The organism is Leifsonia sp. Leaf264, from assembly GCF_001422325.1.
Lineage (GTDB): Bacteria > Actinomycetota > Actinomycetes > Actinomycetales > Microbacteriaceae > Orlajensenia.
The window spans coordinates 68,562-88,222 of sequence record NZ_LMMR01000010.1 but is presented as its reverse complement, the minus strand read 5'-3'; the positions used below and the strand labels follow the sequence as shown (position 1 = coordinate 88,222).

The window sequence follows — 19,661 nt, the reverse complement described above, 5'->3', positions numbered from 1 at the left end:
GGGCGACGCTGCGACCGCCCTAGGCTGCCCACCAGCCGCCCCTACGCGATCGGATGCCCATGTCGACACCCCCTCCCGGCTGGTACGCCGATCCGGCTGCCGCGCACGATCCAACCGTCCCGGCCACGGCGCTGCGCTGGTGGGACGGATCCGCCTGGACCGGGCACACCCATGTGCCGGCGCCGCCCGCACCCGTCGCCGCGCAGGCACCCGCGGCCGCGCACGCACCCGTCGCCGCCTTCGCACCCGTCATCGGGCCGGGCTCACCGACTGTTGCTGCGGCGGTGACGAGTCCGGTGACGGACGCATCGACGACGGCACCGGATGCCGCGGCATCCGTGCCCCTCGGAACCGGCGAACGCAACCCGTTCTCGCTGCTCGCACTCATCTTCGGGATCGCCGCCGTCGCCGCAGCCGCGCTGGTCGCCCTCACCGCAGTGTCGGTCCTGGCCACCATCGCCGCCGGAGCCCTGGCGGTCCTGTTCGGGATCCTCGGAATCGTGCGGTCGTTCCGCACGCGCACCGGCCGGGCGGCATCGGTGTGGGGTACGGTGCTCGGGCCCGTCGGCGTCGTCGCCGCAGGCATCGTGTGGATCGTGGCGGTGATCGCGACCCCGAATCTCGGCATCCCCTTCGTGGACTACGTGGATCAGGAGCCTGAGGCGGCGCAACAGGATGCGCTGTCGGCCTCAGCCGAGCACCTGATCATGACCGACCTGAGGTCTGTCGCCGTCGACGACCCGACGCAGCAGTTCCCGGAGACCGTGGAATGCCCGGTCGCCGTGGCTCCCACCGAGGGCTGGTTCCAGTGCGCCATCACCTTCGAGGACGGATCGACCAACATCGCCTTCGTGACCGAACTGCCGACGGGCGAACTGATGTGGCAGCCGGCGGAGCTCGGCGAGGTCGGCGAGTAGCCCGAGCCGCTCAGTCGACGAGCGCGCGGAAACCGCTCATCAGCGCGACGCGCTGCTCCGAGGTGCGGGCCAGCGGCGTCACCGCGAGTGTCGTGACGCCCGCCTCGGCGAAGGCTGCGACGCGCTCCTTCACGTGGCCCGGCGAACCGATGAGGTTGATCGCACGCGCCAGCTCGTCGGGAACCGCTGCCACCGCCTCGTCCTTGCGACCCTCGAGGTAGAGGTCCTGGATGAGGGCGGCCTCCTTCTCGAAGCCGTACTGCGACACCAGGTCGTTGTAGAAGTTCTTGCCGCGTGCGCCCATGCCCCCGACGTAGAGGGCGATCTGCGGCTTGACCAGCGGCAGCACGGCATCAGCGTCGTCGCCGATGTAGAGCGCGGGGCTGGCGAAGACGTCGAGGGCGCCGAGCTCATCCGCCCGCTTCGCCAGGCCGGCGTCGAGCGAAGCGCCCCACACGTCGCGGGCTCGCTCGGGGTGGAAGAACATCGGCATCCAGGCGTCGGCGATCTCGGCCGTCTGCTTCACGCTCGCCGGGCCGAGCGCGGCGACCACGATCGGGATCCGGTCGCGCACGGGGTGGTTGATGAGCTTCAGCGGCTTGCCGAGTCCGGTTCCCCGGTCGGCCGGCAGCGGGATCTGGTAGCTGCGTCCGTCGTACTCGACGCGGTCGCGGCGCCAGACCATGCGGCAGATGTCGATGATCTCGCGGGTGCGGCGGAGCGGCGCGTCGTAGGGCACCCCGTGGAAGCCCTCGATGACCTGAGGTCCGGAGGCTCCGATGCCGAGCACGAATCGTCCGTCCGAGACGAAATCGAGTCCGGCCGCCGTCATGGCCGTGAGGGACGGCGTGCGCGTGTAGATCTGCAGGATGCCCGACGCCAGCTTGATCGTCTCGGTGACGGCGGCCAGGTAGCCGAGCTGGCTGACGGCGTCGAAGGAGTACGCCTCGGGAACGATGACGATGTCGACCCCGGCCTTCTCCAGCTCGCCGACCTCTGCGGCCGTCTCGCGGAATCCGCCCGAGTAGTTCAGCATCATGCCGATGTCCATGTGAGTCCTCACTGCGCTGTGGTGTCGGCCGCGCGACTGCCCTCGGCCAGCGTCCAGTATCCCCCGCACGTGCACTCTGAGCGCAGTGAGCGGGCGCATCTGCAGGATGAGCTGCGTTTCGGGCGCCATATGGGGCCGAACCTTGTCTCATCCTGCAAACGGATGCCGCCGGCGAGCAGACCGACCCCGCCGGCGCGCTCCCGGGTGAACTTCGCGCGACAACCATGGCGCACCCCCGATGAGGGGGCATATGCTCGCGACGAAAGCGCTCTCACACGATGAACGGAAGGCACGCATATGACACAACCCACGATCGTCCTGGTGCACGGAGCCTGGGCCGACGCCTCGAGCTGGAACGCCGTCGCGACCGACCTCCAGGGTCGGGGCTTCACGGTCCTCGCACCCACGAACCTGCTGCGCGGGGTGGCCCCGGATGCCGCCTACGTGGCGTCGTTCCTCGCTCAGCGCACGAGCGGACCCGTGGTGCTCGTCGGCCACTCCTACGGCGGCGCCGTCATCACCAACGCCGGAACCGGCGGCGGCGACGTGAAGGCCCTGGTCTACGTCGACGCCTTCATCCCCGATGAGGGCGAGACGGTCTTCTCGATCCTCGGCGGCTCGGGTTCGGCGCTCGACGTGCCCGACCCCACCACGGTTCTCGACGTCGCCGGCTACCCCGGCGCTCCCGAAGGCGACGCCGAGGCGTTCCTCAAGCCGGTGACGGTGCACGACTCCTTCGCCCAGGACCTGCCCGAGGCCGACCGCTGGCTCATCCACGCGGGGCAGCGTCCGATCACGCTGGGCGCGAATGCCTCGCCGACCACCACAGCGGCCTGGAAGACACTGCCGAGCTGGGCTGTCGTCGGCACCGAGGACCGCGTCATCCCGCCGGCGACGCAGCGCAGCATGGCCGAGCGTGCCGGGGCGACCATCACCGACGTCGCAGCATCGCACGTGTCGATGGTGTCGCATCCGTCGGTCGTCGTCGACGTGATCCTCGCCGCAGTGGCCGCGGTCTCGGACTGACCCTCACCGCACACAGGTCGAGCACGACGACGGCGCCAGCACTGGCCGCTTCGTCGTGCTCGTCCTGTTTCGCCGGCATCGCTGATGCCGTCGGAGACGTCGGGGGCGGGCTAGACCGTGGTCGGCACGACCACGACGGGCGTCGTCGTCGGCTGCGGTGATCCGCCGGCCGGCTCGACGGTGACGCCGACGGAATCGCCGGCGGCCATGGCACCGTCGAGCACCCGCCACGTCGTGCCGTCGGCACCCACGGTGAAGGTGCCGGCCGGATGGGCCGCCTCGCTGTCGATGTACCAGAGCTGATACGTCTGCTCCTCGGTGAGGGCGGGCATGCCGTCGACGCTCACGGCCGACTGCCCCAGTTCCTCGGACCAGGTGAGGGTGACCGTGCCGCCGCCGGAGACCTCGGCCGTCGCCTGCTGGGCATCCGATGCCGCTGAGATCGTCGCGAGCTCACGCTGAGCGCCCCATCCGTTGGGCCCGGGGTAGTTCACGCCGACGATGACAACGGCGATGAGCACGACGGCCGCAGCGGCGGCGCCGATGTAGGCGCCGGGCCGTGAGAACCAGCGTCGTCGGGCCGCGGACTCGGCGGGGCCGGTCGACGTGGCTGATGCGGTTGATGTGGACCCTGAGCGCTCCCCGGACGGCTCGGCTGCGACAGTCGTCGCCGCGGCGGCGTCGGAGGAGGCATCCGTCCCGAGCGGAGCCGGGTCGGGCGTGATCGACGTGCTCGGCGCCTCGGGCTGCCTCGGAACCGTTGTCGCACTCTCAGCCGCCGGGAGCTGGGGCACGCCGGCCAGCTTCGCCATGATGCTGTCCTTCAGGGCCGGCGGCGGGGTGACCGGAGCCACACTCGACCCCAGGAGGGCAGCGGTGTCGGCGAGGCCTGCCGCCTCCTCGCGGAGCTGCTCGGATCCGGCGAGCGCCTGCTCGTACCGTGCCCGCTCGTCGGCGTCCACGGCGTCGAGCGCGTAGGAGCCGCTCAAGGCGTGCTCGTCGCCCATCGGGCGCTTGTCCTGTTCGCTCATGCCGTCACCCCCAGTGCGTCTCTCAGACGGATCATTCCGTCGCGTATTCGAGTCTTGACCGTGCCGATCGGCACGCTCAGTTCATCGGCGATCTCGCTATGCGAGAAGCCGCTGTAGTAGGCGAGGGAGACGGCCTGGCGTTGCACCTCGGTGAGCTCGCCGAGTGCTCGGCGCACCCGCTCGTTCTCCACCCGCAGCTCGGCGGCCTCGGAGACGACATCCGTGTCGATGGGGATGTCCCGGATGCCGATCCTGGTGTCGCGGTCGCGCGATGCCTGGGAGGAGCGGATGCGGTCGACGGCGCGACGGTGGGCGAGGGTGAACATCCAGGAGAGTGCGCTTCCGCGTTCGGGCTGGAAGCGCGCCGCCGACTGCCAGATCTCGAGGAACACCTCCTGCGTCACCTCCTCCGATTGAGCCGGATCGACCACGAGCCGTCGGACGAGTCCGAACAGTCGCGCCGACACGGCGTCGTAGAGCTCGCTGAAAGCACCCTGGTCACCCGTGGCGACACGGTCCAGCAGCTCTTCCAGTGTGACGACGGCCGGAATCCCGATGTCGTCTGTCTCTCGCGGCACGAGAACAAGCATGTCAGGTGTTCGGCGTGAAGCCTGTTGCGGATTGCCCGGATAGTGCAGGTTCATCGGATGCCGCTGCCGCCGCGTCGGAGCATCCGGAAGCCTCCGCCTTCTTCTCAACGCGGAGGTCGATCGGATGCACCGGAGCCTCGGACACACGGGATTCCCAGCATCCGAAGGTTTCCGAGGAATCTCCAATCCGCCCGCCGGGCAGGTTCCGAATGCCCTCCTGAAGGCACCACAGCACGTGGAGCCGGCCGAACCCGGCCACAGATTCCAAGGAGAAGATCCATGCGACTCACACGTACCTCACTCGCAGCACTCTCGATCGTGGGCATCGCGGCCCTCGGCCTCACCGGTTGTTCCATGAGCAGCGGCTCCGATGACACCGCGTCGTCGAGCAGCCCCAGCGACGAGGCCCCCATGACCACCACCCCCGAGGCGATGGACCCGGCAGCCGACCTCGTCGGCCCCGGATGCGCCGCCTATGCCGAGCAGGTTCCGGACGGCGCCGGCTCCGTCGCCGGAATGGCTGAGGACCCCGTGGCCGTCGCCGCCTCGAACAACCCGGTGCTGACAACTCTCACCGCCGCGGTCTCGGGCGGCCTCAACCCCGACGTCAACCTCGTCGACACCCTGAACGGCAGCGAGTTCACCGTCTTCGCCCCCGTCGACGACGCCTTCGCCAAGATCGATCCCGCCACGATCGAATCGCTGAAGACGGACTCGGACACCCTGACCAAGATCCTCACCTACCACGTGGTCCCCGGCCAGGTCGCTCCGGCTGACATCGTCGGAACCCACACCACGGTCGAGGGCGGAGACGTCGAGGTCACCGGCAGCGGCGACGACCTCATGGTCAACGGCGCCAAGGTCATCTGCGGTGGAGTCCACACCGCCAACGCCACGGTGTACCTCATCGACTCCGTGCTGATGCCGCCGGCCTGATGACCCGGTGAAGAGGGAACGGCCCGTCTCCAGTGGAGGCGGGCCGTTCGTCGTCACCTCGCTCGCCGAGCCGGGCGGGCGTGAGGACTAGAAGCCGCCGAAGCGGATGCCCCAGCTGATCTCCCACTCGTCGCCCGGCGCCAGCCAGCGCAGGCCCTTGCCCGAGTTGAAGGCATCGGCCGGCGCCGTCATGGGCTCGATCGCGATGGCGGCGTCGCCGTCGCGGCCCGGGAACTGGCGGGTGGTGAAGACCTGGACGAAGCCGAACTCCGGCTCAGCCCACATCGACACCGTGCGACCGTCAGGCGCGGTGAGTGTGTGCACGACCTCGCCATCCGTGGCGAAGGCCTCGCCCCACGCGTCGTCGAGCTGCAGCTCGCTCACGGGGCGTGGGTCGCGCAGGTCCCACTCGGTGCCCTCGACGGGAACCTCGGACGTCGGCAGGAGCCTGTCGTCGACCTCGATGTGGCTCGCGGCCGAGAGCTGCAGGGTGAGCGATTCGGTGGGCACGTCTCCGATGCGCAGGAACGGATGCGTTCCCACGGCGACCGGCGCCGACTCGTGTCCGAGGTTGCGGAGGTAGTGCGTGACCTTGAGCCCGTCGGAGACGAGTTCGTAGTGCACGGCGGTCTCGAGCAGGTAGGGGTAGCCGTGCTGCGGATACACCGTCGCCGCCAGGGTGACGGAGTCCTGCGTGCGGTCGACCTCGCTGTACTCGGTGAACCGCAGCAGCCCGTGGATGGCGTTGTTCAGCGCGGGCTCGGTGACGTCGAGCTGGCGCTCGACGCCCTCGTGCTCCCAACGCCCGTCGCGGATGCGGTTGGGCCACGGCACCAGCACGATGCCGGCGGCGTAGGGCGGCGAGGACTCCTCGCCGTAGGTCTCGACGAGGTCGATCCCGTCGATGCTCAGATGACGGATGGCGGCTGCGAGGCCCGTGATGGTCGCGCGCAGCTCTCCACTCGCGGTCCTCGTCTGCAGCTCGTATTGCTCACCGGTGGGAAAGGTCATGGAGAGAGCCTAGAGCCGGCGGGCAGCACGGTGAGACCCGCCTGCTCGAACTCGCCGATGAGCAGCGCTGGGGCTGCGGCATCCGTCACCAGGATGTCGACCTCGTCGAGACGGGAGATGCGGGCCAGGTGCACCTCTCCGAGCTTGGACGAATCGGCCACGACCACGGCTCGTGCCGCCGCCCGGATCATCGCGATCTTCACGGCAGCCTCGGGCAGGTTGGCATTGGTGACACCGCGTTCGACGTCGACGCCGTTGCAGCCGATGAACGCGATGTCGGCATGGAGCTCGTCGAGGATGCCGCGGGCCAGCGGATCGACGAGGGAGTGCTGACGCGGACGCAGCGTGCCGCCCGTGAGCACGACGGTGAACCGCGGGATGACGCTCTCGAGCTCGAGGGCGATGCTCAGGCCGTTCGTGAAGATCGTCACGTCGTCGAGGTCGCGGCGGGCGCGCAGCGAGCGGGCGACCTGCAGCGTGGTCGTTCCCACATCGAGGATGACGCTCTGGCCGCTGCTCACGAGAGCGGCGGCGGCCTCGCCGATGGACTCCTTGGGCCCGGCCGAGGCGGAGAGGGCCTCCTCGAAGCTCGGCTCCCGTTCCGGCCGGCGGGCGACGGCCGTGGCCGCGGGGTCGCCCGCCGGCACCGCGCCACCGTGCACGCGGCGGATGAGGCCGTCACGTTCGAGCAGGTCGAGATCGGCTCGGGCCGTCACGTCGGTGACTCCGAAGGCGACGGCGAGGTCGCGCACCCGCACGAATCCGCGATCCGCCACCAGGGCTGCCGTGCGGTCGCGCCTGATGCCGGCGGGCACCGAGTTCCCGGGGTCGCGATCCGTCGACGTCATCTGCCCATTCTGATCACTTTCGTTTACCTTTGCAATTCCCAAATCAACTTGTTTCGTAAACGCAAGCCGCGTATCGTGAACCTGTCATGACCGAGCCCACCTTCACAGCCGATCCCAGCATCCGTCGCCTCGAGCACACCCTCGCCGACGGCCGCGCACTCATCTACTTCGACGACGCCGACACCACTCTCTCCCCGGAGCGCGCCCCCGACCTGCGCGAGCTCGACCCGCGGCCGGCGACGGCGACGATGCGCCAGGACGCCCTCACCGGCGAATGGATCTCCATCGCGGCCGCCCGCCAGAACCGCGTGTTCCTGCCACCGGCCGACCTCGACCCGCTCGCCCCGCAGAAGCCCGGCAACCCGTCGGAGATCCCGAGCACCTACGACGTCGCCGTGTTCGAGAACAAGTCGCCGTCGTTCGGACCCGAACTCGCCGCGGTGACGGATGCCGGCCCCGAAGCCCTCGCCGAGCTCTCCGCCGTCGGCATCGGCCGCACCCGCACGTCGATCGGCCGCTGCGAGGTGGTGTGTTTCAGCCCCGAGCACGCCGGATCCTTCGGCACCCAGAGCGTCTCGCGCGCCCGCACGGTGATCGAGGCGTGGGCCGACCGCACGGCCGCGCTGTCGGCTCTGCCCGGCATCGAGCAGGTGTTCCCGTTCGAGAACCGCGGTGAGGCCATCGGCGTCACCCTGCAGCATCCGCACGGCCAGATCTACTCGTACCCCTACGTCACTCCCCGCACGACGCGCCTGCTCGAATCGATCGAGCGCTACGGCCCCGGTCTGTTCTCCGATCTGCTCGCGAGCGAGCAAGCGGGCGAGCGGATGCTGCTGCGCGGCGAGCACTGGACCGCTTTCGTGCCGTTCGCGGCGCGCTGGCCCATCGAGGTGCACCTGCTCCCCCACCGCCACGTGCCCGACTTCGCCGCCACGACGCTGGCCGAACGCGACGAGCTGGCACGCCTCTACCTCCGGCTGCTGCGCGGGATCGACGCCCTGTACGAAACGCCGACGCCCTACATCGCCGCCTGGCACCAGGCGCCGGTGAACGTCGGCCGCGATGACATCCGCCTGATGCTGCAGGTGACGAGCCCGCGACGCGCGGCCGATAAACTCAAGTTCCTCGCCGGATCCGAGGCCGCCATGGGCGCCTGGATCGGCGACGTGACACCGGAGCAGCAGGCGCAGAGCATCCGCGAGGCCATCGCCAGAGCCGATGCAGCCAGCCCGATCGACGCACAGCACCAGGAAGAGAACTGATGGCCGACCTGCACACCCGCGTGACGGGACACTTCACCGAGCTGTACGGGCGGCGTCCGGCCGGCGTGTGGTCGGCTCCGGGACGGGTCAACCTCATCGGGGAGCACACCGACTACAACGCCGGCTTCGTGTTCCCCTTCGCGATCAACCGCCGCACCGTGCTGGCGCTCGCGCCTCGGGAGGACCGCATCCTGCGCGTCGCCTCCTCCTTCGCGGCCGAACCCGTCTCGATCTCGCTCGACGACCTCGCCCCCGAGGCCCTGCACGGCTGGTCAGCGTACCCGCTCGGTGTGGCTTGGGCCCTCGGCCAGTTCGGCGCACCGTTGGGCTCGCTCACCGGCGCGGACGTCTTCCTCGACTCCGACGTCCCCGTCGGAGCGGGACTGTCGTCGTCGGCGGCCATCGAGAGCGCCATGGCCGTGGCGCTGTCCGACCTCTGGCGGCTCGACCTCGACCACCACACCCTCGCCAAGGTCGGCCAGCTGGCCGAGAACCGCGTGGTCGGAGCCCCGACGGGGATCATGGACCAGTCGGCGTCGCTGCTCGGCCGCACCGATGCGGGCGTCTTCCTCGACTGCCGCTCCTTCGTCTCCGAGGTGATCCCCCTCGGCTTCGACGCGGCCGGCCTCGAGGTGCTCGTGATCGACACCAAGGTCAGCCACGCTCACGCGACAGGCGGCTACGCGGCCCGCCGTGCATCGTGCGAGGCCGGCGCGAAGGCCCTGGGCGCCGAGACCCTGCGCGACGTGCAGATGTCGGACCTCGCCGAGGCCGCCGAACTCCTCGACGACGAGACCTTCCGACGTGTGCGCCACATCGTCACCGAGAACCAGCGCGTGCTCGACACGGTTCGCACCCTGCGCTCCGACGGGCCGCGCGCCATCGGCTCCCTGCTCGACGCCTCGCACGCGTCGATGCGCGACGACTTCGAGATCTCCACCCCCGAACTCGACCTCGCGGTCGAGGCGTCGCGGTCAGCCGGGGCCATCGGTGCGCGCATGACCGGCGGCGGCTTCGGCGGATCGGCCATCGCCCTGGTGGCGGATGCCGATCTCCCCGCCGTGCGCGCAGCAGTGCTGGCGGCCTTCGACGCCGCCGGCTTCGGCACGCCAGAGCTCTTCACGGTGCGGGCAGCGCAGGGGGCGTCGCGGGAGGAGTAGCGCTCCCTCCGCAGTGCCCAGGGCCGCAGTCCTCAGGGCCGCGGTCCTCAGCGGGCGGGGTCCTCCCCCACCACCGCCGACGGCTCCCCGCCGGTGATGCGGACCAGCTCGGCGAAGGTCGTCGGGAAGACGGTGTGAGCGTGCCCGGCCGCGGCCCAGACCGTGTCGTAGTCGGCGAGCGCCGTGTCGACCACTGTGCGCACGGGAGCCGGATGCCCGACGGGAGCGACCCCGCCGATGGTCTGCCCCGTCGCCTCCTTCACCTGCTCCTTGCTGGCGCGGGCGATGGTGCCGCCGAGCCGGGCTCCGAGCCAGTCGGTGTCGACCCTGTGCGCTCCCGACGTGAGCACGAGCAGCGGCTCGCCGTCGAGGGTGAAGACCAGGGAGTTCGCTATGGCCCCCACCGTGGTTCCGATGGCCTCCGCCGCGGCCTGCGCCGTCGGCGTCGCCACCTCGAACCAGGTGATGTCGGGCGTGATGCCATGCTCGGCGAGGGCGGCGCGCACGCGCTCGACAGCGGGGTGGGAGGTGTCGACCATGGTCGCCACCCTAGAGCGCACGCACCGAGCCGCCCAAACTCGTCGCATCCGTGCTCCCATCGCCAGCCGGAGGCGACGAAGACGGGCGACTCGCGTCGATAGGGTGGGGGCGTGAGCATCGATGAGCGCGCCGTCATCCGAGAGCTGGCCGGCATCGGCCGCCCCGTCATCGCCGAGAGCGCCTTCGTGGCCGCTGGCGCCGTCATCGTCGGCGACGTGACCCTGCTCGAGGACTCGAGCGTCTGGTACAACGCCGTCCTGCGCGCCGAGGCCGCCCCCATCGTGCTCGGCTCGGGCTCCAACCTGCAGGACACCGTCGTCTGCCACGTCGACTCCGGCTTCCCGCTCACCATCGGTTCGAACGTGTCCGTCGGTCACGGCGCGGTCCTGCACGGCTGCACCATCGGCGACGACAGCCTCGTCGGCATGGGGGCCACCGTTCTGAACGGCGCCGTGGTCGGTGCCGGCTCGCTCGTGGCCGCGGGTGCGGTGGTGCTCGAGGGTACCGAGGTGCCGCCGGGCTCCCTCGTCGCCGGGGTGCCGGCCAAGGTCCGTCGGGAGCTGACGGATGCCGAACGCGAGGCCATCCGCACGAACGCCGACCACTACCTGCGCCACGTCGCCGAGCACAGCAGCCCTGTCGACTGACGTGCCGTCGGCTTCAGCGGAGCGCCGACTCCCCGGTAGCCACGGTCTGCTCGGCTGAACGCGAGTCGCGGCCCAGGGACACCGTCGCCGGCTCCGGCACGAGCATCCGCACCAGCCGACGCGCCCGACGGAGAACCCAGAGCGCCGGCACGGCGACGACCATGGCGAGGTAACCCGAAGCCGTGCGGTCGAAGGAGCCGAGCATCCGCTTGCGATCCCACGCCCGACGCATCCGGCCGCCGCGCAGGTTGTGGCGCTGAGGCGCGAGCTGGAGCGGGGCCGCGTCGCGTCGGGCGACGAGCCGCTGGACCTGCTGAGCCCAGTCGTCGGCCTCCGGCCCGTGGAAGTAGTTGTCGGCCAGCCACTCGGCTCGGGGTCGGCGGAAGGCGCCGGCCACCAGGTCGCGCTCGTCGCCGAACAGGCCGCTGTCGACGAAGACGGTGTTGATGAGCTTCGGTTCGATCCCGAAGTCGTCGAGGAGCAGGACGGGGATGTCGGCGGCGACGGCTTCGAGCGCGGCAGTCGAACTGATCGTGACGAGGGCGACGGCGCGGGACAGGTGGTCGGTCATCGGACCGTCCTCGACGACGAGGTTTCCGGGAAGGGCGCCGCCGCGGTTCACCTCGGGGTCGGCGAGGAGATCGGCGAAGTCGAAGGCCTCGGCGTGAGTCTGGGCCTCTCCGGCCCGCGCGCGCACCTTCACGACGACGCGGAGTCCCGGATGGGCGCGTGCCGTGGCCAGCAGCCAGCCCAGCAGGGCGACCCGCTGCTCGCGCTGCCGCGGCACGATCGCCTGGGCTGCGAACACGATCGAGTCCGGTGCCGTCGCGGGCTCGGCTGCCCGCCCGGGTTCGGTCGGCGCGGATTCGCCCATCGGCCGGGACAGGAACGGCAGAGTGGCCAGGCCGAGCTCGATGGCGACGGACAGGCGTTCGGCGTTGCGAGTGAAGTCGCGCACCTCGCGCCTGCTGTGCAGCACGATGAGGTCGGTCTGCTCGCGATAGACGATCGCCTTGTCGACGGCCGGGATGGTGATGCCGGGAAATCCGCTGACCAGCACCGGGCGGTTCGGGACGCCGTCGATCGCGCGGACGACCACCCGCACCATCGGCCCACGCAACGCCAGCAGCATGGCATCGGGGCGGAGCTCGGCGACGATCCTGGCGAGGTCCGACAGCCGGCGTACCCGCACCTGTCCGATCGTGAACGCCGATCCGGCGAGGGCGTGCTGCAGCTGGCGTGCGCTCGGCTGCACCGGGGAGGCGATCACGATGATCTCCACCGCCCAGTCCGCCGGAAGGCGCGACGCCAGCGCGGCGCCCCACTTCACGTAGGAGTCGGAGTCGCCGACCACCAGCATCCGTCGGGCGCCGACAGGCCTCACGACGCGTGCACCCGCCGCAGCTTCGCCTTCGGTGCCTCCTCGCCGGGGAAGACCCGCTTCTCGCCGTCGCCCATGGCCTCGCTGATGATGCGGATGTCGCGGATCAGGTGGGTGAAGCCCTGCGGCTCGAGGGATGCCGCGTGGTCGGAGCCCCACATGGTGCGGTCGAGGGTGATGTGACGCTCGACAGCGACAGCGCCGAGGGCGACGGCGGCGAGCGAGATCTGCAGGCCGCGCTCGTGCCCCGAGTAGCCGATGGGAACCACCGGATAGCGACGCTGCAGCGTGCGGATGACGCTGATGTTCGCCTCCTCGGTCGGCATCGGATAGCTCGACGTCGCGTGCATCATGATCAGGCGCTCGGTTCCCAGCACGTCGACAGCGGTGTCGATCTCATCGAGCGTGGACATGCCCGTCGACAGGATGATCGGCCGACCCGTCGCGCGCAGCGCCCAGAGCAGTTCGAGGTCGGTGACCGACGCCGAGGCCACCTTGTGGGCGACGGGGTTCAGGTCCTCGAGGAAGGCGACCGACGGCACGTCCCACGGCGAGGCGAACCAGTCGACGCCCCGGAGGTAGGCGTAGTCGGCCAGCTCGATGTACTGGTCGCGGTCGAACTCCACCCGACGGCGGTAGTCGAGGTAGGTCATCGTGCCCCAGGGCGTCTCGCGCATGACGTCCTTCATGTGCTCCGGCGTCGAGATCTCCGGCGTGCGCTTCTGGAACTTCACGGCCTGGGCTCCGGCTTCCACGGCGACGTCGATGAGCTCCTTGGCGAGATCGACCGAGCCGTTGTGGTTCAGCCCGATCTCGCCGATGACGTACACGGGGTTCCCCGTGCCGACGATCGATCGCCCGATGCGCACCGACATGTGTTCTCTCCTTCGTTTGACCCGCACCGCGGGTGGTCAGTTCCCACCCGCGGTGCGGGTCGTCATGATGAGGTCGGCGAGCTCGCGGACCGCCCCGTCTCCGCCCCGGCGCTCGAGCACCAGGCGGGCGGCATCCAGCACCAGTGGATCGGCGTCGGCGACGGCCACCGGCCACCCCACGATGGCGAGGCAGGGCAGGTCGGCGAGGTCGTTGCCGAGGTAGGCGATGCGCTCGAGCGGAACGCCGACGCGCTCGGCCCAGGCGACGAGCGCTGCGGCCTTGTCGTCGATGCCGTGGGCGACCTCCACCCGCAGCTTCTCGGCGCGGGCGGCCACGACGGGGTTCGTCTCCGCGGAGAGGATCAGGATCGGCAGCCCCGCCTCGCGGAGCCGGCGCACCCCGTGCCCGTCACGGCGGCTCACCCGCACGGATTCGCGTCCGAGGGTGTCGACGGCGGCGGTGTCATCGGTGTGCACGCCGTCGAAGTCCGTGACGACGGCGTCGACATCGACGAACGGATGCCGCGACGCGTCGACGATGCGGGCAATGGCCCCGCTCAGCTCGAGGTCGGCCGCCGTGTCGATCTCGATCGCGTGCGCGTCGGGCACCAGGCGCACGGCGACGCGGCCGAAGAAGCGGTGTCCGGCTGCCCTGAACCCGTCGGTGCGCAGCACGTAGAAGGCGCCGGTCTCGCGGAACTCGACGTCGCGATCCTGGCGACGAGGCCGCACGGCTGCTGTGTGGTTCACTCCCTCGACGGCTCCGCCTCCCCTGCGCTCGGCCCGCCAGAGGAAGGCGTGGCTTTCGACGGCGGAGAACACGACGTCGGCCTCACGCTCGAGCACTGTGCGCACGGCGGCGTCGAGGTCGACGGGGTCGATGAACGGAGACGTGGCCTGCAGGAAGACCGTGAGCTCGGGCGCCGCGCCGCTCGCCGTCTCGAGAGCGTCGAGGGCGTGCAGGAGCGCCGCTTCGGAACTGGCCGTGTCGCCGGCCAGCTCCTGCGGGCGGCGAACGACGTCGGCTCCGGCGGCTCGGGCGAGGGACGCGATCTCATCGCCGTCGGTCGTCACCACGACGCGGTCTATCGACGACGCGGCGAGGGCTGATCGCACGGCGCGCACGATCAGCGGCACGCCTCCCACCGGGAGCGAGTTCTTGCCGGGCAGGCCTTTCGAGCCTGCACGCGCGGGGATGACGGCCACGACCCGATCGGCGACCATGGCGGAACCGGCATCCGGGCTCACACCGACCGCGACGCGGGATCCTCGGGGCGATCGCTCGGATTCGGTCATGCCGCGAGGCTAGGCGCCCGAGGTGGCCTGCCCGTGATCGGGAGGTGAACGGGGCAGGTCGCGACTCAGCGCAGCGAGAGTTCCGCGGCCTTCACGACGTTCGAGAGCAGCATGGCGCGAGTCATCGGTCCCACGCCGCCGGGGTTCGGCGAGAGGAAGCCGGCCACGTCGGCGACGGACGGATGCACGTCGCCGGTGAGCCTGCCCTTGCCCGTGGCCGGGTCCTCCACGCGGGTGATGCCGACGTCGAGCACGGCGGCGCCGGGCTTCACCCAGTCGGCCTGCACGAGGTGGGCGACTCCCACGGCGGCGACGACAATGTCGGCACGGCGGACCTCTGCCGCCAGGTCGGCAGTGCGGGAATGGGTGAGCGTGACGGTGGCGTCGAGCCCCTTGCGGGTGAACAGCAGGCCGAGCGGGCGGCCGACGGTGAGGCCGCGGCCGATGACTGTGACGTGCTTGCCGGAGATCGGGACGTCGTAGCGCTGCAGGAGCTCGACGATGCCGGCGGGGGTGCACGGCAGCGGCGAGTGCAGCTCGCCCTCGATGCCGAGCACCAGGCGCCCGAGGTTGGTGGGATGCAAGCCGTCGGCGTCCTTCGACGGGTCGATGGCCTCGAGTGCGGCGTGCTCGTCGAGCCCCTTCGGCAGCGGCAGCTGCACGATGTAACTGGTCACCTCACGGGCGGAGTTGAGATCGGAGATCGCCGCGAGCACGTCGGCCTGACTCGCCGTGGCGGGCAGGTCGACGCGGATCGACTCGATCCCGACCTCGGCGCAGTCGCGGTGCTTGCCCGCCACGTACGAGCGCGAACCCGGGTCGTCGCCGACGAGGAGAGTGCCGAGGCCCGGCACGATCCCCTGGGCTCGCAGCCCGGTGATGCGCGCTGCGAGCTCGCCCTTGATCGTGGTCGCCGTCGCGACGCCGTCCAGCCTGACTGCGGTCATGGGAGTTCCTTTCGACCAGTACGTGCTCTCTGCCCGGATGCGGACCGAGGCCGCGACCCGACGCTGCCCGACGTGAGCCGGCGGCGCGTCGCGGGATCCATCCGCTTCCGGGAGGGGTGTCGGAATTACTGCTGGAGGCCCGGGTAGAGCGGGAAGACCGAGGTGAGCCTGGTCACCCGCTCGCGCAGGCCGGCGACGTCGGCGCCGGGCTTGAGGGTCTCGGCGATGATGTCGGCGACCTCGACGAACTCGGCGTCGCCGAAGCCGCGGGTGGCGAGGGCGGGCGTCCCGATGCGCAGACCCGAGGTCACCATCGGCGGACGCGGGTCGAACGGGACGGCGTTGCGGTTGACCGTGATGAGCACCTCGTGCAGGAGGTCCTCGGCCTGCTGGCCGTCGAGGGGCGAGTTGCGGAGGTCGGCGAGCACCAGGTGCACATCCGTTCCCCCGGTCAGCACGTCGACGCCGCCGGCGCGCGAGTCGTCTGCGGTGAGGCGCTCGGCGAGGATCTGCGCTCCACGGATGGTGCGGGCCTGGCGGTCCTTGAAGTCCTCGGACGCCGCGATCTTGAACGCCGTGGCCTTGGCCGCGATGACGTGCATGAGCGGTCCGCCCTGCTGGCCGGGGAAGACGTTGGAGTTGAGCTTCTTGGCCAGCTCCATGTCGCGCGACAGGATGAAGCCGGAGCGGGGTCCGCCGATGGTCTTGTGCACCGTTGACGAGACGACATCCGCGTACGGGACGGGCGACGGGTGCAGGCCGGCCGCCACGAGACCGGCGAAGTGCGCCATGTCGACCCAGAGCTTGGCGCCCACCTCGTCGGCGATGGCACGGAAGGCGGCGAAGTCGAGGTGGCGGGGGTAGGCGCTCCAGCCGGCGATGATGACCTGCGGGCGGTGCTCGAGGGCCTTGTCGCGCACGACGTCCATGTCGACGAGGAAGGTCTCGGGGTCGACGCCGTAGGACACAGCGTTGTAGAGCTTGCCCGAGAAGTTGAGCTTCATGCCGTGCGTGAGGTGACCGCCGTGGGCCAGCTCGAGGCCGAGGATGGTGTCGCCGGGAGTGGCGATCGCCGAGAGCACGGCAGCGTTCGCCGTGGCGCCGGAGTGCGGCTGCACGTTGGCGTACTCCGCGCCGAACAGGCTCTTGGCACGCTCGATGGCGAGGGACTCGGCGATGTCGACGTACTCGCAGCCGCCGTAGTAGCGACGGCCGGGGTAGCCCTCCGCATACTTGTTGGTGAGCACCGACCCCTGCGACTGCAGCACGGAGACCGGAACGAAGTTCTCGCTCGCGATCATCTCGAGGTAGTCGCGCTGACGACCGAGCTCCAGCTCGAGCACCTCGGCGATCTCGGGATCGACCTCGGACAGCGGGGCGTTAAAGACAGAATCTGACACTGGCGTCTCCTTGCGGAATCGGTGAACTAAGGGGTTCGTGTCGTGGCCCAGGCGAACGGCCACCAACCGATTCTCATCGCTCCCCGATGGTCACCCATCCGAACGCCAGTTGCGACCCGAACAGAGTAGCAGCCGCATCAGTCATCCGGGAGAGCGGATGCAGCATGCCGACGCGACCGGCTCAGCGCAACGCCCGCGACAGGTTCAGCGTCTCGCCGGCGTACGCCTGGTCCGACGGTCCCGGCGTCGTGCGGGTGGGGTTCAGGTACTGCAGGTCGCTCGTCGTGATTCCGAAGCGCTCGGCGATGGCTCCGAAGGTGTCGTCGCCGTGCACGAGATAGGACGTCGGTGCGCCGTCGACGAGGGTCGCATCACCCGCCGCCGCGGTCGCCGCACCCGAGTCGACGACGCGCAGCCCCGGCCGCCTGTCGGGAATGCTCCACGTCAGCGCGGCGACAGCGCTCACCGGACGCATGCAGTCGGAGCCGCCGGCGGGGAATGTCGACAGCACGGCCGATTCGAGGAAGCTGGGATCTCCCGATCCCATCGTGCCGATCGTGAAGTACTGCGTCGGCTGGCCGGCGAGATCGCCCAGTCCCAGCGCGAAGCCCGTGTCGGGGCAGGAGTCGAACGGCACCGGGTCAGGGTGCAGGGTGAGCCCGGTCTGCGCCGGCAGGTCCGCGTTCCACCCGCTCACCCGGGCGTCGAAGCGCCCGTGCTCCCCCACGACGATCTCGATGCGGCCGAGCGTCGCACCGTCGGCAGTGGCGAAGTCCCCGGACGCGACGACCTGGTGCCACTCGAGGTCGGCCGGCGACGCTGTCACGGTGGGCGCGCCATCGGCGGGCGCGGCCGCCGCTGCGGCTGCCGCGGGCAGCGTCGCCGCCGGCATCGTGCACCCCGTCAGCGCTGTCAACGCCGCTCCGACGACCACCATGCCGACCATCGCCCTGCGCGCCATCCGCCACCCCCCTGGCGTCAGCTTAGGGCGATATGCATGAAGTGGAATAGATGTGTTGCGGATTAGTTAGGAGTCCTGACATACTCGCTGGACACCGTGGACCCACCGAGGAGAGGCATGCCCAGACGCCGAACCGTCCTGGGGATCGTCGTCGCCTCCCTCGTCGTCCTCGCCGCCGCAGCAGGCACGACAGCGGCCATCGCCGGCCTGCGACCACCCGAGGTGACCATGCCCCAGATCGTTCCCCAGCCCGTCTCCCTCACGACCCGCGACCGCGCTCCGTTCGAGCTCGTGGGCGAGTCGCGCATCATCGTCGACGGCGCGGGCGCCGAGGCCGTCGGCGAGCAGCTCGCATCGGCGTTCCGGTCGTCGACGGGCTTCGAGCTGCCTGTCATCGCGAGATCGGCAGCGACGACGGATGCGACCACGGATGCCGCGCGCCACGACATCGCCCTCACCGTGGCCCCGGGCTCGGCGCCGATCGGCCACGAGCAGGAGGGCTACGCCCTGAGCACCGGTGCGCACGGCGCCGCCCTCACGGGCGACACCGCCGAGGGACTGTTCCGCGGCATCCAGACCCTCCGCCAGCTCTTCCCGCCGAGCATCGAGTCGAGTGAGCGGGTCGGCGGGTTCGGCGCCCGCTGGCTGGCGGCATCCGTCGACATCGAGGACTACCCGCGGTTCGCCTACCGCGGAGCCATGCTCGACGTGGCCCGCCACTTCTTCGACGTCACCGACGTGAAGCGCTACATCGACGACATCGCCCTGCTCAAGACCAATCACCTGCACCTGCACCTCACCGACGACCAGGGCTGGCGCATCGAGATCGACGGCTGGCCGAAGCTCACCGAGGTCGGCGGCACCAGCTCGGTGAACGACGAGCGCGGCGGCTTCTACACGAAGGCCGACTACGCCGAGCTCGTGGCCTACGCCCAGCGGAAATTCATCACGATCGTGCCCGAGATCGACCTGCCCGGGCACACCAACGCCGCCCTGGCGTCCTACCCCGAGCTCACCTGCAGCGGTCAGGCGCCGGCCCTCTACACGGGCATCGAGGTCGGTTTCAGCACTGTCTGCATCAACTCCGAGGAGACCTACCGCTTCGTGTCCGACGTCGTGCGCCAGGTGGCCGCGATGACGCCGGGGCCCTACCTCCACCTCGGCGGGGACGAGTCGCTGTCCACGCCCGAGGCCGACTTCGTGAGGTTCATCGAGCGCGTGACGGCTGATGCCGCCCTGACGGGGAAGACCATCATCGGCTGGCATGAGATGGGGGCTGCGAAGAACCTCCCGCCCGGAACCATCGGGCAGTACTGGAGCTTCACCCGACCGCAGGAGGGAGCAGAGGAGGACACCCTCACCTTCGTGCAGAACGGCGGGCAGGTCATCCTGTCTCCGGCCGACGTCGTTTACCTCGACATGGTCTACGAGACGGGGAGCCCGTTCGGCCAGGCCTGGGCCGAGGGGCCGACGTCGGTGCGCGAGTCGTACGGCTGGAAGCCGACGCGCATCATCGACGGCGTCGACGAGGACCAGATCCTCGGCATCGAGGCGCCCATCTGGACCGAGACGATGCATCGCATGCAGGATGTGGAATACATGGCGTTCCCGCGACTGGCCTCGGTGATGGAGATCGCCTGGTCGCCGATGGCGGAGCACGACCAGCACGACTTCGAGGCCTTCGCACCCCGGGCCGTCGCCTTCTCCGAGAGGCTCGAGGCGGCCGGCATCACTGTCCACCGCGCGCCCGACCTCCCCTGGACGCCCGCCCAGTAGCCTGAG

General features: G+C 70.3%; 19 protein-coding genes and 1 riboswitch. Of the genes, 7 read left to right on the top strand and 12 right to left on the bottom strand.

Features of this window, described 5'->3' with window-relative positions:
• Positions 1 to 59: 59 nt before the first annotated feature.
• Positions 60 to 917, top strand: a complete 858-nt coding sequence (locus tag ASF30_RS21465; protein WP_055911510.1) for a DUF2510 domain-containing protein — start codon at positions 60 to 62, stop codon at positions 915 to 917.
• Positions 918 to 927: 10 nt separating this feature from the next.
• On the opposite strand, the gene ASF30_RS21460 is transcribed toward ASF30_RS21465, so the two are convergent.
• Positions 928 to 1,968 carry an LLM class F420-dependent oxidoreductase gene (locus tag ASF30_RS21460; protein WP_055911507.1) on the bottom strand — a complete coding sequence of 347 codons (1,041 nt, stop codon included), beginning with the start codon at positions 1,966 to 1,968 and terminating at the stop codon, positions 928 to 930.
• 297 nt (positions 1,969 to 2,265) lie between these two features.
• Here ASF30_RS21460 and ASF30_RS21455 point away from each other — a divergent pair, with 297 nt between their 5' ends.
• Positions 2,266 to 2,994: an alpha/beta fold hydrolase gene (locus ASF30_RS21455; protein WP_055911504.1), complete on the top strand. Its 729-nt coding sequence runs from the start codon at positions 2,266 to 2,268 to the stop codon at positions 2,992 to 2,994.
• A gap of 110 nt (positions 2,995 to 3,104) precedes the next feature.
• On the opposite strand, the gene ASF30_RS21450 is transcribed toward ASF30_RS21455, so the two are convergent.
• Both ASF30_RS21450 and sigK read right to left on the bottom strand, forming a co-directional pair.
• The gene (locus ASF30_RS21450) at positions 3,105 to 4,025 is read right to left on the bottom strand and encodes an anti-sigma factor domain-containing protein (RefSeq protein ID WP_055911501.1); all 921 of its coding nucleotides are present in this window, start codon (positions 4,023 to 4,025) and stop codon (positions 3,105 to 3,107) included.
• Positions 4,022 to 4,615: an ECF RNA polymerase sigma factor SigK gene (sigK, locus tag ASF30_RS21445; protein WP_055911498.1), complete on the bottom strand. Its 594-nt coding sequence runs from the start codon at positions 4,613 to 4,615 to the stop codon at positions 4,022 to 4,024. The genes ASF30_RS21450 and sigK overlap by 4 nt, the downstream gene beginning before the upstream one ends.
• 279 nt (positions 4,616 to 4,894) lie before the next feature.
• Here sigK and ASF30_RS21440 point away from each other — a divergent pair, with 279 nt between their 5' ends.
• Entirely contained in the window at positions 4,895 to 5,551 is a 657-nt protein-coding gene (locus ASF30_RS21440; protein WP_055911494.1) for a fasciclin domain-containing protein, read from the top strand.
• A gap of 87 nt (positions 5,552 to 5,638) precedes the next feature.
• On the opposite strand, the gene ASF30_RS21435 is transcribed toward ASF30_RS21440, so the two are convergent.
• Both ASF30_RS21435 and ASF30_RS21430 read right to left on the bottom strand, forming a co-directional pair.
• Positions 5,639 to 6,562 carry an aldose 1-epimerase family protein gene (locus ASF30_RS21435; protein ID WP_055911489.1) on the bottom strand — a complete coding sequence of 308 codons (924 nt, stop codon included), beginning with the start codon at positions 6,560 to 6,562 and terminating at the stop codon, positions 5,639 to 5,641.
• A complete protein-coding gene (locus ASF30_RS21430) occupies positions 6,559 to 7,410 on the bottom strand; it encodes a DeoR/GlpR family DNA-binding transcription regulator (RefSeq protein ID WP_055911486.1) in 852 nt (283 codons plus the stop codon). The genes ASF30_RS21435 and ASF30_RS21430 overlap by 4 nt, the downstream gene beginning before the upstream one ends.
• 86 nt (positions 7,411 to 7,496) lie before the next feature.
• Here ASF30_RS21430 and galT point away from each other — a divergent pair, with 86 nt between their 5' ends.
• Positions 7,497 to 8,672 (top strand): galactose-1-phosphate uridylyltransferase, encoded by a 1,176-nt coding sequence (gene galT, locus ASF30_RS21425; RefSeq protein WP_055911483.1) that lies wholly within the window; start codon positions 7,497 to 7,499, stop codon positions 8,670 to 8,672.
• Positions 8,672 to 9,832: a galactokinase gene (gene galK / locus ASF30_RS21420; protein ID WP_055911481.1), complete on the top strand. Its 1,161-nt coding sequence runs from the start codon at positions 8,672 to 8,674 to the stop codon at positions 9,830 to 9,832. Before galT ends, galK begins: the two co-directional genes overlap by 1 nt.
• A 47-nt stretch (positions 9,833 to 9,879) precedes the next feature.
• On the opposite strand, the gene ASF30_RS21415 is transcribed toward galK, so the two are convergent.
• Entirely contained in the window at positions 9,880 to 10,371 is a 492-nt protein-coding gene (locus ASF30_RS21415) for a YbaK/EbsC family protein (RefSeq protein WP_055911615.1), read from the bottom strand.
• A 111-nt stretch (positions 10,372 to 10,482) separates the two neighbouring features.
• Between ASF30_RS21415 and ASF30_RS21410 the strand changes: the two genes are divergently transcribed.
• Positions 10,483 to 11,019: a gamma carbonic anhydrase family protein gene (locus tag ASF30_RS21410; RefSeq protein ID WP_055911478.1), complete on the top strand. Its 537-nt coding sequence runs from the start codon at positions 10,483 to 10,485 to the stop codon at positions 11,017 to 11,019.
• Between the two features lie 13 nt (positions 11,020 to 11,032).
• On the opposite strand, the gene ASF30_RS21405 is transcribed toward ASF30_RS21410, so the two are convergent.
• The 6 genes from ASF30_RS21405 to ASF30_RS21380 all read right to left on the bottom strand — a co-directional run bounded on the left by ASF30_RS21405 (position 11,033) and on the right by ASF30_RS21380 (position 17,879).
• Positions 11,033 to 12,403 carry a DUF6716 putative glycosyltransferase gene (locus ASF30_RS21405; RefSeq protein WP_157497572.1) on the bottom strand — a complete coding sequence of 457 codons (1,371 nt, stop codon included), beginning with the start codon at positions 12,401 to 12,403 and terminating at the stop codon, positions 11,033 to 11,035.
• A complete protein-coding gene (locus ASF30_RS21400; RefSeq protein ID WP_055911473.1) occupies positions 12,400 to 13,275 on the bottom strand; it encodes an N-acetylneuraminate synthase family protein in 876 nt (291 codons plus the stop codon). Before ASF30_RS21400 ends, ASF30_RS21405 begins: the two co-directional genes overlap by 4 nt.
• A 36-nt stretch (positions 13,276 to 13,311) precedes the next feature.
• A complete protein-coding gene (locus ASF30_RS21395) occupies positions 13,312 to 14,571 on the bottom strand; it encodes an acylneuraminate cytidylyltransferase (protein WP_327063160.1) in 1,260 nt (419 codons plus the stop codon).
• 65 nt (positions 14,572 to 14,636) lie between these two features.
• Entirely contained in the window at positions 14,637 to 15,518 is an 882-nt protein-coding gene (locus ASF30_RS21390) for a bifunctional methylenetetrahydrofolate dehydrogenase/methenyltetrahydrofolate cyclohydrolase (RefSeq protein WP_055911469.1), read from the bottom strand.
• Positions 15,519 to 15,643: 125 nt separating this feature from the next.
• On the bottom strand, positions 15,644 to 16,918 hold the full coding sequence (gene glyA, locus ASF30_RS21385; protein WP_200918508.1) for a serine hydroxymethyltransferase: 1,275 nt from the start codon (positions 16,916 to 16,918) through the stop codon (positions 15,644 to 15,646).
• A 38-nt stretch (positions 16,919 to 16,956) separates the two neighbouring features.
• Positions 16,957 to 17,041: riboswitch (ZMP/ZTP riboswitch) on the bottom strand.
• Positions 17,042 to 17,099: 58 nt separating this feature from the next.
• Positions 17,100 to 17,879, bottom strand: coding sequence for a hypothetical protein (locus tag ASF30_RS21380; protein WP_157497571.1), 780 nt, complete (start codon positions 17,877 to 17,879; stop codon positions 17,100 to 17,102).
• A gap of 117 nt (positions 17,880 to 17,996) precedes the next feature.
• On the opposite strand from ASF30_RS21380, the gene ASF30_RS21375 reads away from it, so the two are divergent.
• Positions 17,997 to 19,655, top strand: coding sequence for a family 20 glycosylhydrolase (locus ASF30_RS21375; RefSeq protein WP_235480453.1), 1,659 nt, complete (start codon positions 17,997 to 17,999; stop codon positions 19,653 to 19,655).
• The last annotated feature ends 6 nt before the right edge of the window (positions 19,656 to 19,661 follow it).

Coding starts and splice junctions, on each gene's coding strand:
- ASF30_RS21465 (WP_055911510.1), top strand. CDS start 60: ATGTCGACACCCCCTCCCGGCTGGTACGCCGATCCGGCTGCCGCGCAC.
- ASF30_RS21460 (WP_055911507.1), bottom strand. CDS start 1,968: ATGGACATCGGCATGATGCTGAACTACTCGGGCGGATTCCGCGAGACG.
- ASF30_RS21455 (WP_055911504.1), top strand. CDS start 2,266: ATGACACAACCCACGATCGTCCTGGTGCACGGAGCCTGGGCCGACGCC.
- ASF30_RS21450 (WP_055911501.1), bottom strand. CDS start 4,025: ATGAGCGAACAGGACAAGCGCCCGATGGGCGACGAGCACGCCTTGAGC.
- sigK (WP_055911498.1), bottom strand. CDS start 4,615: ATGCTTGTTCTCGTGCCGCGAGAGACAGACGACATCGGGATTCCGGCC.
- ASF30_RS21440 (WP_055911494.1), top strand. CDS start 4,895: ATGCGACTCACACGTACCTCACTCGCAGCACTCTCGATCGTGGGCATC.
- ASF30_RS21435 (WP_055911489.1), bottom strand. CDS start 6,562: ATGACCTTTCCCACCGGTGAGCAATACGAGCTGCAGACGAGGACCGCG.
- ASF30_RS21430 (WP_055911486.1), bottom strand. CDS start 7,410: ATGACGTCGACGGATCGCGACCCCGGGAACTCGGTGCCCGCCGGCATC.
- galT (WP_055911483.1), top strand. CDS start 7,497: ATGACCGAGCCCACCTTCACAGCCGATCCCAGCATCCGTCGCCTCGAG.
- galK (WP_055911481.1), top strand. CDS start 8,672: ATGGCCGACCTGCACACCCGCGTGACGGGACACTTCACCGAGCTGTAC.
- ASF30_RS21415 (WP_055911615.1), bottom strand. CDS start 10,371: ATGGTCGACACCTCCCACCCCGCTGTCGAGCGCGTGCGCGCCGCCCTC.
- ASF30_RS21400 (WP_055911473.1), bottom strand. CDS start 13,275: ATGTCGGTGCGCATCGGGCGATCGATCGTCGGCACGGGGAACCCCGTG.
- ASF30_RS21395 (WP_327063160.1), bottom strand. CDS start 14,571: ATGACCGAATCCGAGCGATCGCCCCGAGGATCCCGCGTCGCGGTCGGT.
- ASF30_RS21390 (WP_055911469.1), bottom strand. CDS start 15,518: ATGACCGCAGTCAGGCTGGACGGCGTCGCGACGGCGACCACGATCAAG.
- ASF30_RS21380 (WP_157497571.1), bottom strand. CDS start 17,879: ATGGCGCGCAGGGCGATGGTCGGCATGGTGGTCGTCGGAGCGGCGTTG.
- ASF30_RS21375 (WP_235480453.1), top strand. CDS start 17,997: ATGCCCAGACGCCGAACCGTCCTGGGGATCGTCGTCGCCTCCCTCGTC.